This window comes from Delftia sp. WY8, assembly GCF_018437695.1.
GTDB lineage: Bacteria > Pseudomonadota > Gammaproteobacteria > Burkholderiales > Burkholderiaceae_C > Comamonas > Comamonas tsuruhatensis.
Genome location: NZ_CP049795.1, coordinates 2,357,999 through 2,375,834 on the forward strand (window position 1 = coordinate 2,357,999; position 17,836 = coordinate 2,375,834).

Below are 17,836 nucleotides of genomic sequence, written 5' to 3' on the forward strand. Positions count from 1 at the left end.
GCAGGTACTTTTCCAGCAGTTCAGCGGTGTGCTCATTCATGCCCGCCTCCCAGCTCGCGCTCGATCTGTTCGATGCTGGGCAGGCTGCTTTGCAGGGTTTCCGGCAAGGCACGGGTGAGCTCGAAACCGGAAACGCCGATGGGCTTGTCCACGCCGCGCAGCGCATACTCGGCCAGCACGTGATTGGGTTTCTGGCACAGGATCAAACCGATGGTGGGTTGGTCGGTTGCGTGTCGCAACCTGTCGTCCACAACGTTGCAGTAGAAGTTCATCTTGCCCGCGTATTCAGGCTTGAAATCGCCCCGCTTGAGGTCGATGACCACGTAGCAACGCAGCTTGAGATGGTAGAACAGCAGGTCTATGTAGAAATCGTCTCCGGCAAGGTCCAGGTGGTATTGGCGCCCCACAAAGGCGAAGCCCTGGCCCAGCTCCAGGAGAAATTTTTCCAGATGGGTGATCAGACCGGTTTCCAACTCACGCTCATGGAAACCTGATTCCAACGTCAGGAAGTCGAACAGGTAAGGGTCCTTGAGCGTTTGCTGTACCAGGTCGGAATCCGGCGGAGGCAGGCGCAAGGCGAAGTTGCTGGCAGCTCTGCCTTGTCGCAGGTGCGCGGCTGTTTCGATCTGCATCAGCAGGACACTGCGGCTCCATCCGTTTTCGATGGCTGCGCACATGTACCAATGGCGTGCGCCCGGCTCCTTCACCTTGGCGATCAGCTCGGCATGGTGGCCCCACGGCAGGGACAGCAGAACATCAGGAGAAAACACCTGTGCGCCATCTGCCGCCACCCCCGGCGCCAGGCGGCTTTGTGCCACAGCCTGTGGCACTTTTTCGCTGGGGGCAAGTTGTGCCACGGCCTGTGGCACTTTCTCTGTGCTCCCGGCTGTGGCAGCCAGAGAGGGATACTCGCGATAAAAAGCCAGCATGCGCTTGATGTTGCGCTCGGAAAAACCTTTTTCCTCCGGCAGTTCGTTGTGCAGATCCCTGGCCAGCCGAGGGATGACTGCGGCACCCCAGCCTTCCCGCTTCTGGCGCTGGTCGATCAGTGCCCCGATATCCCAATACAGGCGGATCAATTCGGCATTGACCGCCAGCATGGCCCGCGTCTGGGCATGGCGGACACGCTGCTTGATATCGGCCAGCAGTGCCGGGTAGTCGGCGGGTAGGTGGGTGCTCATACTGCGCCCCCGCTGGTGGCCCTGAGTCCGTCCGGAGGGAATTTTTCGCGCACCTCGGTCCGGGCGTCCCATCCAGCCTTTTCCATAGCCTGCGTGATGAACTTGGTACAGATATCGCGTTCGCCAAGCGCCTGCTTATCCATAGGACGTGATTCCTTTCTTGCTGGCGTTACCGTGCTCGGGCCTGTCTTTTCACTCTGTCGGGTGACGACGGGTCATCTTACGGCGCTCGCTCCGAAACAGCCTGGGCCTCTGCAGAGCGATCCGGCACGATCGGAAGCTCAATGTCCAGGCCCCCACGGAGCATCTGCCTTGCATTCCCGAAGAAGAGTTCGGCACGGATGGGAGGGACTGCGGAACTGGAGGGTGAAGGCGGTCGGTTGGCGGGATGGATGGCTATGGTGGGTTGAAGGCGCCGGCCTGCCCCCGGTCAGGCGTGCGCGTTCACACGGCCGCCGAGGTGCTGGTCCACCATGGCCTTGGCCTGTCCCAGGCTGCAGCCATGCTCACTCTGGCAGGCTCTGATGGCCGCCATCTTCTGCAGGGGATCGGCGGCAAGGGTGCGCCAGTCAATCTTTGCGGGCTCTGGCACCAGGCCGGGCTGCGTGCTGCCCTCGTCCGATGAACACACTTCCCAGCGCGCCACGACGGGAAAGGAAAGGTCCACGGCGGGCAGCCGGTCCAGTTCGGCCGCCAGTTCATCCTGTGAAATCAATGAAGCCACCTGGCGAACACGCGCCCGGGGCCCGTCGCGCCAAGGCCTGATCTCCAAGGGACGCCGGCAGAAATCCTGCAGATAGCCTCCCAACTCCTGCGTCATGAAGCGCGTGGTCTGTGCGACATCGGCCCGCAACAATTGCAAAGCCTCCGGCTCCGACAATTCATCCAGCTGATCGCTCAGGTCCGCAAAGGCCTGCAGAAATCCCGCACAGACAAAGTCATCGAAGCAGGCATGGGCAACGCTGCTGGCCTCGTCATCGTGCAACACCAGCGCCACGCCCACGCCATGCGTGTCCAGCGGCGTCAGGCACCAGGCATCGCCGGCGCCCGACTGGGCGAATGGCAGAAAGCTCCGGCCGTTCTGTGCGCCAGGATGAAGCCAGCCCTCGATGACTTCCCGGCTGGCTTCGGCGTCTATCCATTCGAAGTCCTGCCAACTCATGAACAAGGGCGGGTCCTGCAGGCAGCGCTGGCGCCAGGTATCAGCCCAATCCGGGCCATAGTGGGTCTTTCCCGATGCCAGAAATTCCTTCAACAGTGGCGGCAAGGCAATGCCGGTCTGGGTGGAGAGCGTTTCGTAGTCGATCATCGGGTTCATCCCACATCCATATGCAGCCTATGCTCGCCGCAACGCACGCACCGGAAAAGGCAGCCTGAAATCATGCCGTCCGTGGACATGCGCTCCAGCATCCACTGGGCATCCTTTTTGTAGATGCCTTCGATGTCGGGCAGGACCTCAGCGAGGAAAGGCTCGACGGCCTGCCTGTCGGCGTGACCCAGGAAGACACAGGGCTCGTTGCAGTGCGTGAGCCACACGGGCTGCTGCCAGGCCCTGTAGCCGGGCGTGCGCAGCGCGATCTCCAGTAGCAGTTCCCTGGCGATGGCGGGCTCCGGGTCTGCCGGATCAGGCGACACGCCTTCGATATCGGTGTATCCCACAAGTTCGCCGTCGTATGTCTCGCAAGCCTGCCCGCTGGCAATGCACCAGGGACACAGGTAATCGGGGCTTTGCTGGCTGTAGAACGGGCCTTCGTACTTGAGGCTGCGGTTTTGTCCGCAGCAGGAACACACACCCTCTTCCTGCTCGAAGACGGTTTCATAGGCACCGGGATGGAATCTGAAATGCGGGCGGTCCATTTCAAGGTCTCTCTTTCCCCAATGGAAAGGCGCCATTGTCCATGGCGGCTCAGCGCGTGGAAATGAAACGTTCCTGGCAAGAAAAAACCGCGCAAAGCGCGGTTTTTCCGAGAAGCGCGGGAGCTGCTTTAGCAGCCCCGCTGCAGCATGTGCCGCCTCAGACGTTGAACAGGAAGTTCATCACGTCGCCATCCTTGACGACATATTCCTTGCCTTCGGCGCGCATCTTGCCCGCGTCCTTGGCGCCTTGCTCGCCCTTGAAGGCGATGAAGTCGTCGAAGGAGATGGTCTGGGCGCGGATGAAGCCGCGCTCGAAGTCGCCGTGGATGACGCCTGCGGCCTGGGGGGCGGTGTCGCCGACCTTGATGGTCCAGGCGCGCACTTCCTTGACGCCGGCCGTGAAGTAGGTCTGCAGGCCCAGCAGGCCGAAGCCGGCGCGGATCAGGCGGTTCAGGCCCGGTTCTTCCAGGCCCAGTTCCTGCAGGAACATGTCGCGGTCCTCGTCGCTCATCTCGGCCATTTCGGCCTCGATCTTGGCGCAGATGGCCACGACGGGAGCGCCCTGCGCCTCGGCATAGGCCTTGAGGCTGTCGAGCAGCGGGTTGTTCTCGAAGCCGTCTTCGCTGACGTTGCCCACGAACATGGCGGGCTTGGCGGTGATCAGGCAGAACTGCTTGAGCAGGGGCGCGTCTTCCTTGGAGACGGGCACCGTGCGTGCGGGCTTGCCCTGGTCCAGGGCAGCCTGGATGGGGGTCAGCAGCGCCACCAGCTTGGCCGCTTCCTTGTCGTTGCCCGACTTGGCGGCCTTGCTGTAGCGGTTCAGCGCCTTCTCGACGGTGGCCAGGTCGGCCAGGCACAGCTCGGTCTGGATGACCTCGATGTCGGCGATGGGGTCCACCTTGTTGGCCACGTGGATGACGTTCGGGTCTTCGAAGCAGCGCACCACGTTGACGATGGCGTCGGTCTCGCGGATGTGGGCCAGGAACTGGTTGCCCAGGCCTTCACCCTTGGAGGCGCCGGCCACCAGGCCCGCGATGTCCACGAATTCGACGATGGCCGGGACGATGCGCTCGGGCGTGATGATGTCGGCCAGCTTCTGCAGGCGCGGATCGGGCACTTCCACCACGCCGGTGTTCGGCTCGATGGTGCAGAAGGGATAGTTCTCGGCGGCGATGCCGGCCTTCGTCAGCGCGTTGAAGAGAGTGGACTTGCCCACATTGGGCAGGCCCACGATGCCGCATTTGAGGCTCATGGCAGGGCTTTCTACAGGGATTCTGGGGACAAACCCCGTATTTTAGTCAACCGGGCATTTCCTGTCGTTTCAGGCGAACTGCCAGTCGCCGGCCACGGACTGGCCAACAGCCAGTTCAGCCCCGTCGTGCAGGCCTTCCAGCACGGCATTCATGCCGAAGGTGATGGCACCATCGACACGGTCGTCCTGGCGGTAGGCACGGATGGCATCACCCACGGCGGTGCCCTGCACGGCCGTGACGGGGTCGATGTCGGGAATGGGGCAGCGTGTGCAGGGCTTGGCCATGCGCAGCCGCAGGCCCCGGGCATCGAGCACGTCGAACCCGTCGACCCGGTCCTCGTCATGGGCCTCCAGGCCCTCGATCACGATGTTCGGTCGGAAGCGGCGGGCATCGACGGCGGGCTGGCCGGCGGCCTGCAGGCGCTGGTTGAGCTCATCCACGGCCGCCTGGCTCAGCACCAGCAGCGGGTAGCCGTCCGCAAAGTGCACGGGCGCGGCCTCGCCGCCTGTCCAGCGCTCGCTGGTGCGGCGCGGCGCGGCCGGGTCGAAACGCACCAAGGCGCAATCCGCGCCCAGGGCCTGGGTCAGCCAGCGCGCTGCCTCCGGCCCCATGTCCCAGGCCTGGACCCCATCCGACCAGACGCGCGCCTGGCGCACCGGGCCCGTGGCCTGCAGCGGGATGCGCAGGGGCGGGAGCTGGGGGAAATGCAGGACCAGGTGGCCGGCCTCCAGCTCGGGGCGTATCCAGGCCATGCGCGGATGGTCGCGCTGGGTCAGGAATTCGCCGTTGACATCGACCACCATCCAATGGCGGTCCCAGGCCAGGCCCGTGGCGCCGACACCGCTGCTTTGCAGCGCGATGCCCGCGCAGGATTTGACGGGATATACCCACAACTGGGCAATGCGGCCCTGCACGTCTCTTTCTTGGTCAAACATCGGATAGCTCTTTTTGGGGAAATCTGGAGTGTGTATGCCATCCATGGCGCGAATGGCGCCATGCGATGGGCGGCAATATGCCAGATGGCGACGCAGGCTGCGGCACATCACGCCAAAGCCGGAGTTTGCGCCAGTTGGAATCCCCGGCATGGCCCGGACTCCTACAATGCCGGCCATGGCGCAAACCTTTGATGTATGTATACGCGGGGCCGGCATCGCAGGCCGGACCCTGGCTCTCCTGCTGGCCCGGGAACGGCTGCGCGTGGCCCTGGTGGTGGCCGCTCCCACCGGCAACGCGCCCGATGTGCGCGCCTACGCGCTCAATGCCAGCGCACGCGGCCTGCTGGACAGCCTGCGCTGCTGGCCGGACGACGAGCACGCCACGCCCGTGACGCAGATGGAAGTCTTTGGCGACCTGGACGGCCACGTGCTGTTCGACGCTGCCCGCCAGGACGTCGACGCCCTGACCTGGATCGTCGATGTGCCCGCGCTGGAGCAGCGCCTGGCCGAGGCCGTGCGCTACCAGCCCATGGTCGAGGTGGTGCACCAGCCCGTGGCCGCGCCGCTGACGGCCATCTGCGAAGGCCGTGCCAGCCGCACGCGCAGCGAGTTCGGCGTGGACTTCGCCGTCACGCCCTATGCACAGCACGCCATCGCCACCCGGCTGCACTGCGAGCTGCCGCACGGCCAGGTGGCGCGCCAGTGGTTCACGCCCGAAGGCATCCTGGCCCTGCTTCCGCTGGAAGGCCCCCAAGGCCACAGCGTGGCCGTGGTCTGGTCCATCGCCCGCGAGCTGGCCGATGGCTGGCTGGCCGCCGACACGCAGGATTTCACGGCGCGGCTGGAAGCCATCAGCCAGGGCGCACTGGGCCGGCTGGAGCTGAGCGCACCGCGCATGGCCTGGCCGCTGCAGCAGGCCGTGGCCGACCACTGGTGCGGCTCCATGCCTGACGGCGATGCACGCTCGGCCCGCAGCTGGGTGCTGGTGGGCGACGCGGCCCACAACGTGCACCCGCTGGCAGGCCAGGGCCTGAACCTGGGCCTGGGCGATGTGCAGGCCCTGGCCCGCGTGCTGCAGGAGCGCGGCTACTGGCGCAGCACGGGCGATCTGCGCCTGTTGCGCCGCTACGAACGCGAGCGCAAGGCCGCGCTGGCGCCCATGGGCCTGGCCATGGACGGGCTGCAGCAGCTGTTCAGCCGACCGGAGGTGCCGGTGCAGATGCTGCGCAACTGGGGCATGAAGGGCTTCGAGCGCTTCGGCCCGCTCAAGGACTGGATGGCGCGCCAGGCCATGGGCCTGGACCCGCGCAGCGGCGCCTGAGCCCGGCATGCAGGAATGCTTGCCGTTGAACCCTTTGCCGATTTGCGACTCGTACCCGTGCTCCGTGGCGCACTGCGCTGCGCACTCCCCCCTCAACCACGGCGCGGCCGGCCTGAACGCGGCCCCGCCCACCTCCGCATTGCCATGAAACTCTTCGCCTGCCTGCTGACGGCTGCCAGCCTGACCTGGAGCCTCGGTGTTCACGCCCAGGACGCCAACCTGCGCAAGACGCTGACCGAGCGCATTCCCCAGCTCGAAAAGATCGACGAAATCCGCCCCACGCCCATGTCCGGCCTGTTCGAGGTGCGCATCGGCACGGATCTGTTCTACACGGACGCCAAGGGCAACTACCTGATCCAGGGCGAGCTGATCGACACCAAGGCACGCCGCAACCTCACCGAAGACCGCATGAACCAGCTGACGGCGGTGGACTTCAAGCAGTTGCCGCTCAAGGACGCCGTGACCATCGTCCACGGCAAGGGCGAACGCAAGATGGCCGTGTTCGAGGACCCCAACTGCGGCTATTGCAAGCGCTTCGAACGCGACCTGCAGAACGTGGACAACGTCACCATCTACCTGTTCCTGTACCCCATCCTGAGCCCCGATTCGGCCGAGAAATCGCGCAACATCTGGTGCGCCAAGGACCAGGCCGGTGCATGGGCCGACCACATGCTGCGCGACAAGGTACCGGCCGCTGCCCAATGCGACACCTCGGCCGTGCAGCGCAACCTGGCCTTCGGCCGCAAGTACAAGATCACGGGAACGCCCACCGTCATCTTCACCAACAACACCCGAGTGCCTGGCGCCATCAGCGCCCAGGAAGTCGAGAAGAACCTGGCCGCAGCCGCAGCCGCACGCTGATCGCCGCCTCGCGGGCCCGATGCCGGGCCCGCCCCTCTGATTCCCCTTGGCCGGAGCTTCCCGGCTCCAGCCCGCCGCAGCGGGCCCGGGCAGCCTCCAGGCCACACCTGCAGGAGCCCGAATGACCTCTCCCCTCGCCGCCACCGCCGCTGCCACTGCCGCAGCGGACATCCACTACCGCGTGCAGGCCCTTGATGTGGACGCGCACCTGTTCAGCGTGCAGCTGCACATCGCCCGCCCGGCCGCCGGCCAGACCCTGTCGCTGCCGGTCTGGATTCCCGGCAGCTATCTGGTGCGGGAGTTCTCCAAGAACCTCCAGGACCTGTCTGCCGAGCAGGACGGCCGTCCCGTCGCGCTGGCCCAGCAGGGCAAGAACCTCTGGCAGGCCGACTGCGCAGCCGGCGTGCCGCTGGTGCTCAGCTACCAGTTCTGCGCCTACGACAGCTCGGTGCGCACGGCCTGGCTGGACCGCCGCCGCGGCTTCTTCAACGGCACCAGCCTGTGCCTGCGCGTGCACGGCCAGGAAGACACGCCGCATACGCTGCAGCTGCTTGCATCGGACGCCACGGCATCGTGGCAGGTGGCCACCGGCCTGGACGCCGTGGACGCCGATGCGCGCGGCTGGGGCCTGTACCGCGCTGCCCACTACGACGAACTGGTGGACTGCCCCGTGGAGATGGGCAGCTTCTGGCGTGGCGACTTCGTGGCCGCGGGCGTGCCCCACAGCTTCGTCGTTGCGGGCGCCGCGCCCAGCTTCGACGGCGCGCGCCTGGTTGCCGATGCACGCAGGATCTGCGAGACCGTGCTGGCCTTCTGGCACGGTACGGGCGAGCAGGCCACGCCCGCGCCCATGCAGCGCTATGTGTTCATGCTCAACGTGGTCGATGACGGCTATGGGGGCCTGGAGCACCGCAACTCCACGGCCCTGATCTGCGGCCGGCGCGACCTGCCGCGCGTGGGCGAGCGCAAGGCCGCCGAGGGCTACACCACCTTGCTCGGCCTGATCAGCCACGAGTACTTCCACACCTGGAACGTCAAGCGCCTGCGCCCCGCAGAATTCGCACGCTACGACTACGGGCAGGAGAACTACACCGAGCTGCTGTGGTTCTTCGAAGGCTTCACCAGCTACTACGACGACCTGCTGCTGCGCCGCGCCGGCCTGATCGACAACGCCCAGTACCTCAAGCTGGTCACGCGCACCATCAACCAGGTGCTGCAGACACCGGGCCGCCGCCTGCAGTCCGTGGCCCAGGCCAGCTATGACGCCTGGGTCAAGTACTACCGCCAGGACGAGAACACGCCCAACCAGACCGTCAGCTACTACACCAAGGGCTGCCTGGTCGCGCTGGCCCTGGACCTGCAACTGCGCCGCGAAGGCCGCAGCACGCTGGACGACGTGATGCGCGCGCTGTGGCAGCGCTGCCAGGGCGGCCCCATGCGCGAGGCCGATGTGCTGGCCGTGCTGCAGGAGCTGGGCGGGCGCAGCTTCGCCCCCGAGATCACGCAATGGGTGCACGGCACCGACGACCTGCCGCTGGCCGAGCTGCTGGCCGCCCAGGGCGTGCAGGCCAAGGCCGAACCGGCGCAGACTGCCCAGCGGCTGGGCCTGCGCGTACAGGAAAGCCAGGGCATCACCGTCAAGACCGTGCTGCGCGGCAGCCTGGCCGAGCGCGCAGGCTTCATGGCCGGCGACGAATGGCTGGCCATCGAGCTGCCCACCGGGGCCGAGGATGCACAGCCCGCACGCTGGCGCATCACCCGCCTGGACGATGTGGCGCTGTACGCAGGCACGGCGCTGGAGGTCGTGGCCTGGGTGGCCCGCGACCGCCAGATCCTGGCCTTCACCCTGCCCTGGGGCTCGGCCCTGCTGAGCGAGGCCGCCATGGTCGAGAAAACGGACAACGGCGATGCAAAAGCTGCCATCTCCAGCGCTCCACAGCTCCCGTCTCCCAGCAACCTCGCCCTGGAAATCACCGACGAAGAGGCCGTGGGACGCTGGCTGGGCGGCCGCGCCGACAGCCCGCAGGCTCCCGGCACGCCGTGAAACGCGGTGCAGGCGCGCACATGCACACACGCGCACCCGCGCCCCTGGCCGGTTATTCTTGAGCATCACGACGACAACCCCAGCAGGAGACTCCCTTGGCCTACGAAATGATTGAAGTTCGCGTCGAAGCCGACAAGGTCGGCATCATCACGCTCAACCGCCCCAAGCAGCTCAACGCGCTCAACGACCAGCTCATGAACGAGCTGGGCCAGGCCCTGCAGGCCTTCGATGCCGACGAGGCCATCGGCTGCATGATCATCACCGGCAGCGAGAAAGCCTTTGCGGCCGGCGCCGATATCGGCGCCATGGCCAAGTACAGCTTTGCCGACGCCTACAAGGGCGACTACATCACGCGCAACTGGGAGACCATCCGCAGCATCCGCAAGCCCGTGATCGCCGCCGTCAGCGGCTTTGCCCTGGGCGGCGGCTGCGAGCTGGCGATGATGTGCGACTTCATCATCGCCGCCGACAACGCGAAGTTCGGCCAGCCGGAAATCAAGCTGGGCGTCATCCCCGGCGCCGGCGGCACGCAGCGCCTGCCACGTGCCGTGGGCAAGTCCAAGGCCATGGACATGGCCCTCACGGCCCGCATGATGGACGCCACCGAGGCCGAGCGCGCCGGTCTGGTCAGCCGCGTCGTGCCCTTCGACAAGCTCATGGACGAAGCCCTGGGCGCCGCCATCATCATCAGCGGCTTCTCGCAGATCGCCGTCATGGCGGCCAAGGAATCGGTGAACCGCGCCTTCGAGGGCTCGCTGGCCGACGGCGTCATGTTCGAGCGCCGCCTGTTCCACGCGCTGTTCGCCACCCAGGACCAGAAGGAAGGCATGGACGCCTTCGTCAACAAGCGCCCCGCAAACTTCAAACATCTCTGAACCTGCTGAAAGACACGCTACAATGCGCGTCTTCCGGCAAGGCACTGCAGGCCTCTCGCAAAGAAATTTCGAGAAATTTGCACAACTTCCCGGATCGACCAAAAATTCTGCATATAATTTAGGTCTTACGGCGCTTTAGCTCAGTCGGTTAGAGCGATGGAATCATAATCCACAGGTCCGCGGTTCGAGTCCGTGAAGCGCCACCAAACAAAGAAAAGGGTCTACGTGCAAGCGTAGACCCTTTTTCCGTTGTACATCGATGCAGCGCGCACCTCACCGCACACAGAGCCTCCTTGGCAGCTTCAAAAAGCAATCAAGGTCAAGGTGCATGACGGGCCAAAACTGTCTATAGTCAAGCTCATCTTCCAAGGAGGATGTTCATTTTTTCAAAATGTTCATCCAAAATGAACAAGGTGAAATTTTGAACAACCCCGTTCTACAAGAAGCCGTGCTTGACGCCGCTCGCCGGACTGTTCCAGATCTGGCACTGAAGCTCTCCTTACCGCCATCATCCTCCGAAGAGCGCGACGGCCAGCGCCTTGGCTTCGCTGACATCTGGCTCGATGGACGCAGCGAACGCTTTCACACCCTTCAGCGCAACCACTCCCAACTGCATGACATGGGCGTGCTGCTATCGCGCCTGAAGGATAGCCACGGTAACTACCCACCACTGCTCATCATCCCCCACATGCCTTTGAAGCAGGCTCTGCAATGCAAAGAAGCCCACTTGAACTTCCTTGACGCGGCAGGGAACATGTTCTTGCGCATCGGCTCCAGCATCCTGTTCGTGGCCGGCATGCCACGCCCAAAGATCCACGAAACGGATGGAAGCTTCAAAGCTCTGGCCACCAGCGCCGGGATGCGCATCCTGTTCAACCTGCTCATCTCGCCAGAACTGATCAATACGCCCTATCGGGAGATCAGCCTCAGGGCTCAAGTCTCACTGGGTTCAGTCAGTCACACTCTAGAAAGCTTGGCCAGCCACAAATTTATCGAAGGACACGAAAAGAACCGTCGCCGTCTGATTCAGAAAACGGCGCTGATGGATTTATGGGCATCCAACTATCCGCTGACGCTGAGAAGAAAGCTGCAGGCTCATCGTTTCTCGACAACCCATTCTGAATTCCACGCCGACAATCTTCCTTCAGGATCTTGCTGGAGTGGGGAAGAGGCGGCCTATCGGATGATCCACTACATGGAACCGCTGACATATACCATTTACAGCAAATCCCCAATGGATGTAATAAAAAAATATCGGCTGCGTGCCGATCCGCAAGGATCTGTCGAAATTCTTGATTCTTTCTGGCCCCTCGACAGCCAGCAAGATTGCGCCCCTGCCTTGCTCGTGTACGCCGACCTAGCTGCATCCCCCGATCCACGCTGCGTGGAAACAGCAAGCCTGATACGGAGCCGCTATCTTGACAGTTGAACTCACCGTCGATGCACAGCACCCCGTCGAACCATTGCTGCATGAAATCCTTAGTCAGGCTCTCCGTTGTGCCGATCGGACGCCAATCAGTATTTTCGTGGGCGGCGCCATGGCCCGAGACATTCTCCTCCGCCATGTGTTCGGCCTGAAGCCTGGCAGGGCCACCAAGGATGTGGACTTGGGCCTCTACTTGGATTCTTGGGAACAATTCCATGGCCTGAAAGAATCACTGATCGAAAGCGGCTGTTTTAAAATAGCGGAAAAATCGGTACAACGCCTGCTCTATATGCCTAAGGACATGACCCTGGGAATACCGTTGGATCTGGTGCCCTTTGGACCTGTCGCCAATGCGCAGGCCGAAATCTCTTGGCCACCTGAACACGAAATCGTCATGAATGTTTCAGGCTTCGAGGAAGCACATCGCAGTGCTGTGACAGTGGATATTGGACAAGGCCTGAAGGTCAAGGTCTGTTCTCTGCCATCGCTTTCGGTTCTCAAGCTCATAGCATGGAATGACCGAGGACTGCAAACCAGCAAGGATGCGCAGGACTTTGTGACCCTGTGCAAGTTCTATGGCGATGCAGGAATAGGGGACAGAATCTACCAAGGCGATGCCAGCGTGCTTGCACACTACGAGTACGACATGGCGAAAACAGGGTCGTATTTTTTGGGGGTCGATGCCCAACGAGAGTGCTCGCCTGAAAACGCAAAGAAGGTAATCCACTGGCTGCAGGACGAGCAGTGGCGGCGGCGCATGGTCGATAGCCTACTGCGGGCCGGCGCTCAGCTTGGTGGCAACAGCGCACCGTATGAAGCACTCATTCAAGCCTACTTGGAAGGCTTCAGGGCCAGCACCTGACCCCCACTGCACTCACCTCACGCACCACCAGCTCCGACCCTCAGCGCAATCCAGTGATTGTCTAATGCCATGCCGGGAACCGCCACCGTGCGCAACACCTGGCCGCGTTGTCGCAGCTGGGCCTGGCGCGCACCGCCCATCCACAGCGCGGGCTCGGCAGGCAGGGGCCGGCCGTTGGCATCGAGCGAGACGCTTGCGTTGGCCACGCAGTACACGCCTGGCATGGCATCGCCACGCAGCCAGCGTCCGCTGGCCTGGCCGTTGCCGGGCACCTGCCACCAGGTGACGGTGTTCACGCGCGGGCAACTGACGGCGAAGAGCTGGCCGTCGCAACCGATGTCGCCGCCATAGCCGGCCAGGGGCTCGCGCCCTTCGGGCAGGGGCACGGCATGCAAACGGTGGCCATCGAACAGGGCCAGCACGGGCGCGGCGGCGCGCGCTTCGGTGTCGCGGTGCTCGGCCTGCAGCGCAATGCCCAGCCAGCGGCGCGCGGGCGCGTGGGCGACCTGCGGGCCCCAGGCCAGGTGGCGCAGGCTCAGGCGGCTGTCGTCCAGCTTCCAAAGGCCGGCACGGGCGCCGCCTTCTGCCGGCAACAGCCGCGCGATGGACGAGTCCATGTGGTCCAGCTGCAGCTTGCGCCGGCCGGTCTCGGACTGCGTGGGAATGCCGCCGTTGGCGACCATGAGCGTGCCGTCGGCGTCCAGCAGCAGCTGGTGCGGGTCCATGCCGCCCGTGCGCCATTCGGCGATCTTCTCCAAGGTGATGGCATCGCGCACGCCGATCAGTCCCTGGGCATCTTCCAGGTCGGTCTCAGTGGTGTAGAGATGGCGGCCATCGGCGCTTTCGATGACATGGCCGTTGAAGAAGCGGTCGGGCTCTATCCACTGCCATTGCGCATCCTCGGCGGCCTGTCCCGGCTTCAGACGCACCAGCCAGTCGCCGGGGCGGCGGCTGGCGAAGACCACGGAGCCGTCGCGCAGCGCGGCCATGCCATGGGCGCGCGTGGGCACATCCAGGGCCTGCAGCACCTGCAGCGGCCTGTCCACCTGCGCACTGGCCTGCACGATGCCGACACGCATCTGCTCGCCCTGCATCCAGGCCGCAGCCAGCGACCGTGCCGGTCCAGACGGCCTGGCCGCATGGGAGGTTGCCAGCGGCATGGCAGCCAGCAGACCCAGGCCCTGCAGCCAGCGGCGGCGATTCAGCGCCTGCTCAATCCCCGTCGGCATCCGAGAACCCGATGTTGACTTCCAGCGCAGGCGCCACCTCGCCTTCCATGAGGCGCTTGAGGCGCGAAAGCGGCTTGGTCGCGGCATCGACGGCCTTGGCACTCGGCTCGGTCAGGGCACGCATGCCGGCATCGGCCTCGTTGACGGCCTTGAGCCAGCGGTCGGCCAGCGGGTTGAGGCCACGGCCGCGCAGGTAGGACTCGATGGGCACGATGTCCACGCCGGGCCGGGGCACCTTGCGGTCCACGCTCACGGCCAGCGTGCGCAGGCCCTGCCAGTGCGCGCGCCAGACCTCGACGGTGCTGCCGCTGGCCAGGTGCTCCCAGGCGGGGGGCTTGCTGCCTGCACTGCCCGCACTGCGCAAGGGCTTTTCCATGTCCGCCCAGCGCAGGCGCTCCAGGCCGCCCACCCACTGGTTGATGAACTCGGCCATGGCTTCGGTGGTGGCATCGCCATCCTCGGACCAATTCTGGGTCGCGAGCTTGGCAAAGCCGTTGCTGAGGATGCCCATCTCGGCGCCGATTTCCTCGGCCACCAGGGTGGCATAGGCGCAAGCCGGCGTCTGCGGCTCCACGGGCTGGGTCCACAGCAGGTTCTCGAGCGCCGGGTATCCCTTGGCGGGTGCACCGATGCGCTCCATGGCAGCCAGATCGGCGGGGGCCGACTGTATGGCCTTCTTGAGCAGAGCCGGGCGCATGGGGCGGAAGTCCACCAGACGCGCCGAGCGGCGCTCCACCAGCGGCCCCAGGGCCACGGCCGAGAAGCTGCTCCACTGCCGCGACGATTGCACATAGGCCTGGCGCGCCGTCTGCAGCGTGGCAGCGGCCGATCCCGCAGGTGCTGCGCAGTGCGCGCGCAGCGCCTGGCTCAGCGCCTGGGCGGATGCCTGCGCGGCCTTGGCCTGGGGCGAGAACCATTGGCCATACAGCCCCTGCACGGCATGGGCCGTGTTGTAGAAGGGGATGGCCATGTTGGCCTCCACTTCCTGGGCCTGGGCCGGGGTGGTGGCCAGCAGCGCCAGCGCGGCGGCACAAAGGATTTGGCGAGGGGTCATGCGCATGTCTTGCATCAGAGGGACTCCACAAATTTGACCAGGGCTTCACGGTCTTCGGCGCTGAACTGGCGCACCTGTTCGCGCGCGACTTCGGCCTCGCCGCCGTGCCAGAGGATGGCTTCCAGCACGCCGCGCGCACGGCCGTCGTGCAGCAGGCGCTGGTGGTTGTTGACATCGGGCAGCAGGCCTATGCCCCACAGCGGCGGCGTGCGCCACTGGCGGCCGGAGGCCTTGAAGTCGGGCCGGCCATCGGCCAGCGCATCGCCCATGTCGTGCAGCAGCAGGTCGGTGTAGGGCGCAATGGTCTGGCCAGACAACCCCTTGCTGCTGAGTGCCGGCGACAGCGCGGGGAACAGCTCCCCGCCGGTCTTGTACGAGGGCCGGTGGCACTGCGCACACTGGGCCTGGTGGAACAGTGCCTCGCCACGGCGCACGGCCGGGTCGCTGGCGTTGCGCCGTGCAGGCGGCGCCAGCGTGGCCTGGTAGAAGATCACATCGTCCAGCACGCGGTCCTCGATCTCCACGCCCTCGGCGCCGTTGCCGTCGGGCGCGGCCAGGCAGTCCTTTTGTGCGGGCGTGCAGGTCTGGTGCGGGAAACGCTTCGATGTGATGCCGATATCGCCCAGGAAGGCCGAGGCCGTCTGGTGGGCAATGGAGGCCACGTTGGCCTTCCAGCCGAAGCGGCCCAGCATCATGCGTTCGCCGTAGGCATCCCAGACATAGTTGGGCTGGCCCTTGATGGGGCCGCCCAGGGCCGCCTGGGCGGCAGCGTTGGCCAGGATCTCGGACTCCGGGATGTGCTCCAGCAGGCCCAGGCCGATGACCTGGGGCGCAATGCGCGGGCTGGTCATCAGGTTGGCAGCCAGGGGGCCGTAGTTGAGCGCAGCCAGCTCGTAGACCGGCTTTTCCAGCGTGTAGGCCGTGCCGTCGGCAAAGCGGCCATGCACCTGTTCATAGCGGATGCGCAGCTGGCCCTCGCCCTTGACGCCCAGCACGCCCTCGGTGTTGAACTGGTCGCCATAGACCGGGTCCGGCACCGGGCTGCCGTGCGGGCCTTCGCCCGGAATGGACAGCCGCATGAGCAGGCCCGCGAACGGCTGGGGCTTGAGCGGGTTGTGGAAGTCGGGCGGCTGGGCGCGGCCATCCTGCACATGGCAGCCGCCGCAGGAGCGCGCCAGGAAGTGCGGGCCCAGGCCATCGCGCGCCGTGGTGGAGGCCGGCGCCTGCACCCAGTTGCGCTTGAAGAAGGAGTTGCCGATGACGAAGCGCGTGCGCTCGGCATCGTCCAGGTTGGCGGCAGGCAGCGAGAAGGCGTTGCGGCCCGTGGCGTGGACCGTGGTCTGGCCACCCGGGGGCAGCGGCTCGCCCGGTGCCGCGAACAGCAGTTGCGCCGCAGGCGTGGACGCGGGCATCGGCTCTGGCGGCGCGGCAGCCTTGGACTCCTGCTGTTGCGCCGAGCAACCCAGCAGACTCAGGCAGGCTGCGGCCAGCAGCAATGGGGAAAATTTCATGGTGAGGGCGACCCTGCAAATGCCAGGGCCGCCGAACCCTTTCGGGGGCGGCGGCCTTGGCGCATGGGCGTGAGAGGGGTTGGACGCTTGGGGTGAATGTTCTTTTAGTTGGCCTTGGGGTCCACCAGGTTGAGCTGGGTGATGCCGACGGCATTGGCCGCCTCCACCAGGTCCTTGCTCTGCTGGACCAGGCTGTCGATGGTGGCCTGGATCTTGGCGCGCGAGGCCGAGTCGCGCGCGCCCTGGATGGCCTGGTCGAACGGCGCGGGAATGGCCTGGGCCGCCTGCACCGACTGCGTGATCTGGCGCGTGGTCCTGTCGGCCAGCGCGCTGTCCTTGGAGGCCACCCAGTCCCTGATGCCCGGGCCTTGCAGCTCGCTGCCGTCCAGGCGCTTGTAGCTGCCCTGCCAGACGTTGAGGATGCCCTGGGCATTGGTCACGGCATCGCGGTGCGTGTTGTCCGAGAAGCAGGAGTGCTCGTCTTCCTGGTCGCGGCTGGCCAGCGCCACTTCCAGGCGCTCGCCGGCCAGCTCGCCGCGCGACAGCGAACCCAGGCCCACGAAAATGCGGCGCAGCGCGTCGTCGGGCTTTTTCTCGAACTGGGCGCGGAAATTCTTGGCCGAGCCGGGCTTCCACTGGTCGGCCACCGACTGCAGATCCTCGATCAGCAACTCGGTCACCACCTTCAGGTACTCACGGCGGCGGTCGGCATTGGATTTCTTGCCATCGACGAAGTCGGTGTAGGGACGCGCGCCCGGTCCCTTGTCATTCAGGTCCTGGCCCCAGAGCATGAACTCGATGGCGTGCCAGCCGGTGGAAACGTTCTCCTCGCCGTCATGCTCGTTGAGCTCGGCCAGGCGCTTCTTGGTGATGGCTTCCTTGCGGTTGTTGATGATGCCGGCATTGGGGTTGCCTTCCACATAGTCCACATAGGACTCGTCCATGGGCCAGGCGTTGATCTGGCCTTCGGGTCCTTCATCGTTGTCGATGGGACCGGCGTAGAAGCGGAAGGCCTCGGTCTGGCCGTAGTACTCGCGTGCATCCAGCCAGGCCTTGCGCGCATTGTTCAGGCCCTGCTCGCTGGGTGATGCGAGAAAGGCCCCGATGGCTTTCTGCATGGTCTTGGCCGAGCTGATGGAATCCGAGTAATTGGCGTGCACCAGGGTGCCGTAATGCTTGACCACCTCTGCAACGGAGAGGTTCTTCTTCACGGGCTGTTGAACGGTGCCGGCGGCTGCGGCCTGGCTCATCGGGGCGGCCGCGCCCAAAGCGAGGGCGGCTGCAATCAGGATGGGATGCATGGCAGAAAGGATCGGAGGTTGGAGAACTCGGAATGCCAAACTGTAATGAGAATTGTTTTTATTGGCAAAACCTGCGAGATATCGCCGCACTGCACCGCAAGGTCATAGACGGACCCGGGCGGCCAA

The 17,836-nt window shown here is 65.1% G+C and carries 15 protein-coding genes and 1 tRNA gene; 7 read left to right on the forward strand and 9 right to left on the reverse strand.

Annotation, left to right across the window (positions count from 1 at the left end):
* Nucleotides 1–32 precede the first annotated feature (32 nt).
* The 5 genes from G4D77_RS10925 to G4D77_RS10945 form a co-directional block, all read right to left on the reverse strand.
* Nucleotides 33–1,181 (reverse strand): PDDEXK nuclease domain-containing protein, encoded by a 1,149-nt coding sequence (locus G4D77_RS10925; protein ID WP_154835612.1) that lies wholly within the window; start codon nucleotides 1,179–1,181, stop codon nucleotides 33–35.
* Between the two features lie 430 nt (nucleotides 1,182–1,611).
* Nucleotides 1,612–2,499: an SMI1/KNR4 family protein gene (locus G4D77_RS10930; RefSeq protein WP_154835614.1), complete on the reverse strand. Its 888-nt coding sequence runs from the start codon at nucleotides 2,497–2,499 to the stop codon at nucleotides 1,612–1,614.
* Entirely contained in the window at nucleotides 2,496–3,038 is a 543-nt protein-coding gene (locus G4D77_RS10935) for a CbrC family protein (protein ID WP_154835616.1), read from the reverse strand. Before G4D77_RS10935 ends, G4D77_RS10930 begins: the two co-directional genes overlap by 4 nt.
* A 157-nt stretch (nucleotides 3,039–3,195) precedes the next feature.
* Nucleotides 3,196–4,290 carry a redox-regulated ATPase YchF gene (gene ychF / locus G4D77_RS10940; RefSeq protein ID WP_047217470.1) on the reverse strand — a complete coding sequence of 365 codons (1,095 nt, stop codon included), beginning with the start codon at nucleotides 4,288–4,290 and terminating at the stop codon, nucleotides 3,196–3,198.
* Between the two features lie 69 nt (nucleotides 4,291–4,359).
* Entirely contained in the window at nucleotides 4,360–5,226 is an 867-nt protein-coding gene (locus tag G4D77_RS10945) for an MOSC domain-containing protein (RefSeq protein WP_193726171.1), read from the reverse strand.
* A gap of 175 nt (nucleotides 5,227–5,401) precedes the next feature.
* On the opposite strand from G4D77_RS10945, the gene G4D77_RS10950 reads away from it, so the two are divergent.
* The 7 genes from G4D77_RS10950 to G4D77_RS10980 all read left to right on the forward strand — a co-directional run bounded on the left by G4D77_RS10950 (nucleotide 5,402) and on the right by G4D77_RS10980 (nucleotide 12,615).
* Nucleotides 5,402–6,547, forward strand: coding sequence for an FAD-dependent monooxygenase (locus G4D77_RS10950; protein WP_026062153.1), 1,146 nt, complete (start codon nucleotides 5,402–5,404; stop codon nucleotides 6,545–6,547).
* Nucleotides 6,548–6,691: 144 nt separating this feature from the next.
* Nucleotides 6,692–7,408 carry a DsbC family protein gene (locus G4D77_RS10955; RefSeq protein WP_016447970.1) on the forward strand — a complete coding sequence of 239 codons (717 nt, stop codon included), beginning with the start codon at nucleotides 6,692–6,694 and terminating at the stop codon, nucleotides 7,406–7,408.
* Between the two features lie 121 nt (nucleotides 7,409–7,529).
* Entirely contained in the window at nucleotides 7,530–9,452 is a 1,923-nt protein-coding gene (locus G4D77_RS10960) for a M61 family metallopeptidase (RefSeq protein ID WP_154835620.1), read from the forward strand.
* A 95-nt stretch (nucleotides 9,453–9,547) separates the two neighbouring features.
* On the forward strand, nucleotides 9,548–10,327 hold the full coding sequence (locus G4D77_RS10965; protein WP_016447972.1) for an enoyl-CoA hydratase: 780 nt from the start codon (nucleotides 9,548–9,550) through the stop codon (nucleotides 10,325–10,327).
* A 129-nt stretch (nucleotides 10,328–10,456) separates the two neighbouring features.
* Nucleotides 10,457–10,533 (forward strand) — tRNA-Met (locus G4D77_RS10970).
* A gap of 185 nt (nucleotides 10,534–10,718) precedes the next feature.
* Nucleotides 10,719–11,756 (forward strand): type IV toxin-antitoxin system AbiEi family antitoxin, encoded by a 1,038-nt coding sequence (locus G4D77_RS10975; RefSeq protein WP_154835624.1) that lies wholly within the window; start codon nucleotides 10,719–10,721, stop codon nucleotides 11,754–11,756.
* Nucleotides 11,746–12,615 carry a nucleotidyl transferase AbiEii/AbiGii toxin family protein gene (locus G4D77_RS10980; protein ID WP_154835626.1) on the forward strand — a complete coding sequence of 290 codons (870 nt, stop codon included), beginning with the start codon at nucleotides 11,746–11,748 and terminating at the stop codon, nucleotides 12,613–12,615. Before G4D77_RS10975 ends, G4D77_RS10980 begins: the two co-directional genes overlap by 11 nt.
* A 17-nt stretch (nucleotides 12,616–12,632) precedes the next feature.
* Here the strand turns inward: G4D77_RS10980 and G4D77_RS10985 are convergent, their stop codons facing one another.
* The 4 genes from G4D77_RS10985 to G4D77_RS11000 all read right to left on the reverse strand — a co-directional run bounded on the left by G4D77_RS10985 (nucleotide 12,633) and on the right by G4D77_RS11000 (nucleotide 17,710).
* Nucleotides 12,633–13,844: a DUF1513 domain-containing protein gene (locus tag G4D77_RS10985; RefSeq protein WP_154835628.1), complete on the reverse strand. Its 1,212-nt coding sequence runs from the start codon at nucleotides 13,842–13,844 to the stop codon at nucleotides 12,633–12,635.
* On the reverse strand, nucleotides 13,828–14,913 hold the full coding sequence (locus G4D77_RS10990) for an imelysin family protein (RefSeq protein WP_213757955.1): 1,086 nt from the start codon (nucleotides 14,911–14,913) through the stop codon (nucleotides 13,828–13,830). The genes G4D77_RS10985 and G4D77_RS10990 overlap by 17 nt, the downstream gene beginning before the upstream one ends.
* Nucleotides 14,913–16,409, reverse strand: a complete 1,497-nt coding sequence (locus G4D77_RS10995; RefSeq protein WP_154835632.1) for a di-heme oxidoreductase family protein — start codon at nucleotides 16,407–16,409, stop codon at nucleotides 14,913–14,915. Before G4D77_RS10995 ends, G4D77_RS10990 begins: the two co-directional genes overlap by 1 nt.
* A gap of 104 nt (nucleotides 16,410–16,513) precedes the next feature.
* The gene (locus tag G4D77_RS11000; RefSeq protein ID WP_016447976.1) at nucleotides 16,514–17,710 is read right to left on the reverse strand and encodes an imelysin family protein; all 1,197 of its coding nucleotides are present in this window, start codon (nucleotides 17,708–17,710) and stop codon (nucleotides 16,514–16,516) included.
* Between the last annotated feature and the right edge of the window lie 126 nt (nucleotides 17,711–17,836).

Coding starts and splice junctions, on each gene's coding strand:
- G4D77_RS10925 (WP_154835612.1), bottom strand. CDS start 1,181: ATGAGCACCCACCTACCCGCCGACTACCCGGCACTGCTGGCCGATATC.
- G4D77_RS10930 (WP_154835614.1), bottom strand. CDS start 2,499: ATGAACCCGATGATCGACTACGAAACGCTCTCCACCCAGACCGGCATT.
- G4D77_RS10935 (WP_154835616.1), bottom strand. CDS start 3,038: ATGGACCGCCCGCATTTCAGATTCCATCCCGGTGCCTATGAAACCGTC.
- ychF (WP_047217470.1), bottom strand. CDS start 4,290: ATGAGCCTCAAATGCGGCATCGTGGGCCTGCCCAATGTGGGCAAGTCC.
- G4D77_RS10945 (WP_193726171.1), bottom strand. CDS start 5,226: ATGTTTGACCAAGAAAGAGACGTGCAGGGCCGCATTGCCCAGTTGTGG.
- G4D77_RS10950 (WP_026062153.1), top strand. CDS start 5,402: ATGGCGCAAACCTTTGATGTATGTATACGCGGGGCCGGCATCGCAGGC.
- G4D77_RS10955 (WP_016447970.1), top strand. CDS start 6,692: ATGAAACTCTTCGCCTGCCTGCTGACGGCTGCCAGCCTGACCTGGAGC.
- G4D77_RS10960 (WP_154835620.1), top strand. CDS start 7,530: ATGACCTCTCCCCTCGCCGCCACCGCCGCTGCCACTGCCGCAGCGGAC.
- G4D77_RS10975 (WP_154835624.1), top strand. CDS start 10,719: ATGTTCATCCAAAATGAACAAGGTGAAATTTTGAACAACCCCGTTCTA.
- G4D77_RS10985 (WP_154835628.1), bottom strand. CDS start 13,844: ATGCCGACGGGGATTGAGCAGGCGCTGAATCGCCGCCGCTGGCTGCAG.
- G4D77_RS10990 (WP_213757955.1), bottom strand. CDS start 14,913: ATGCAAGACATGCGCATGACCCCTCGCCAAATCCTTTGTGCCGCCGCG.
- G4D77_RS10995 (WP_154835632.1), bottom strand. CDS start 16,409: ATGAAATTTTCCCCATTGCTGCTGGCCGCAGCCTGCCTGAGTCTGCTG.
- G4D77_RS11000 (WP_016447976.1), bottom strand. CDS start 17,710: ATGCATCCCATCCTGATTGCAGCCGCCCTCGCTTTGGGCGCGGCCGCC.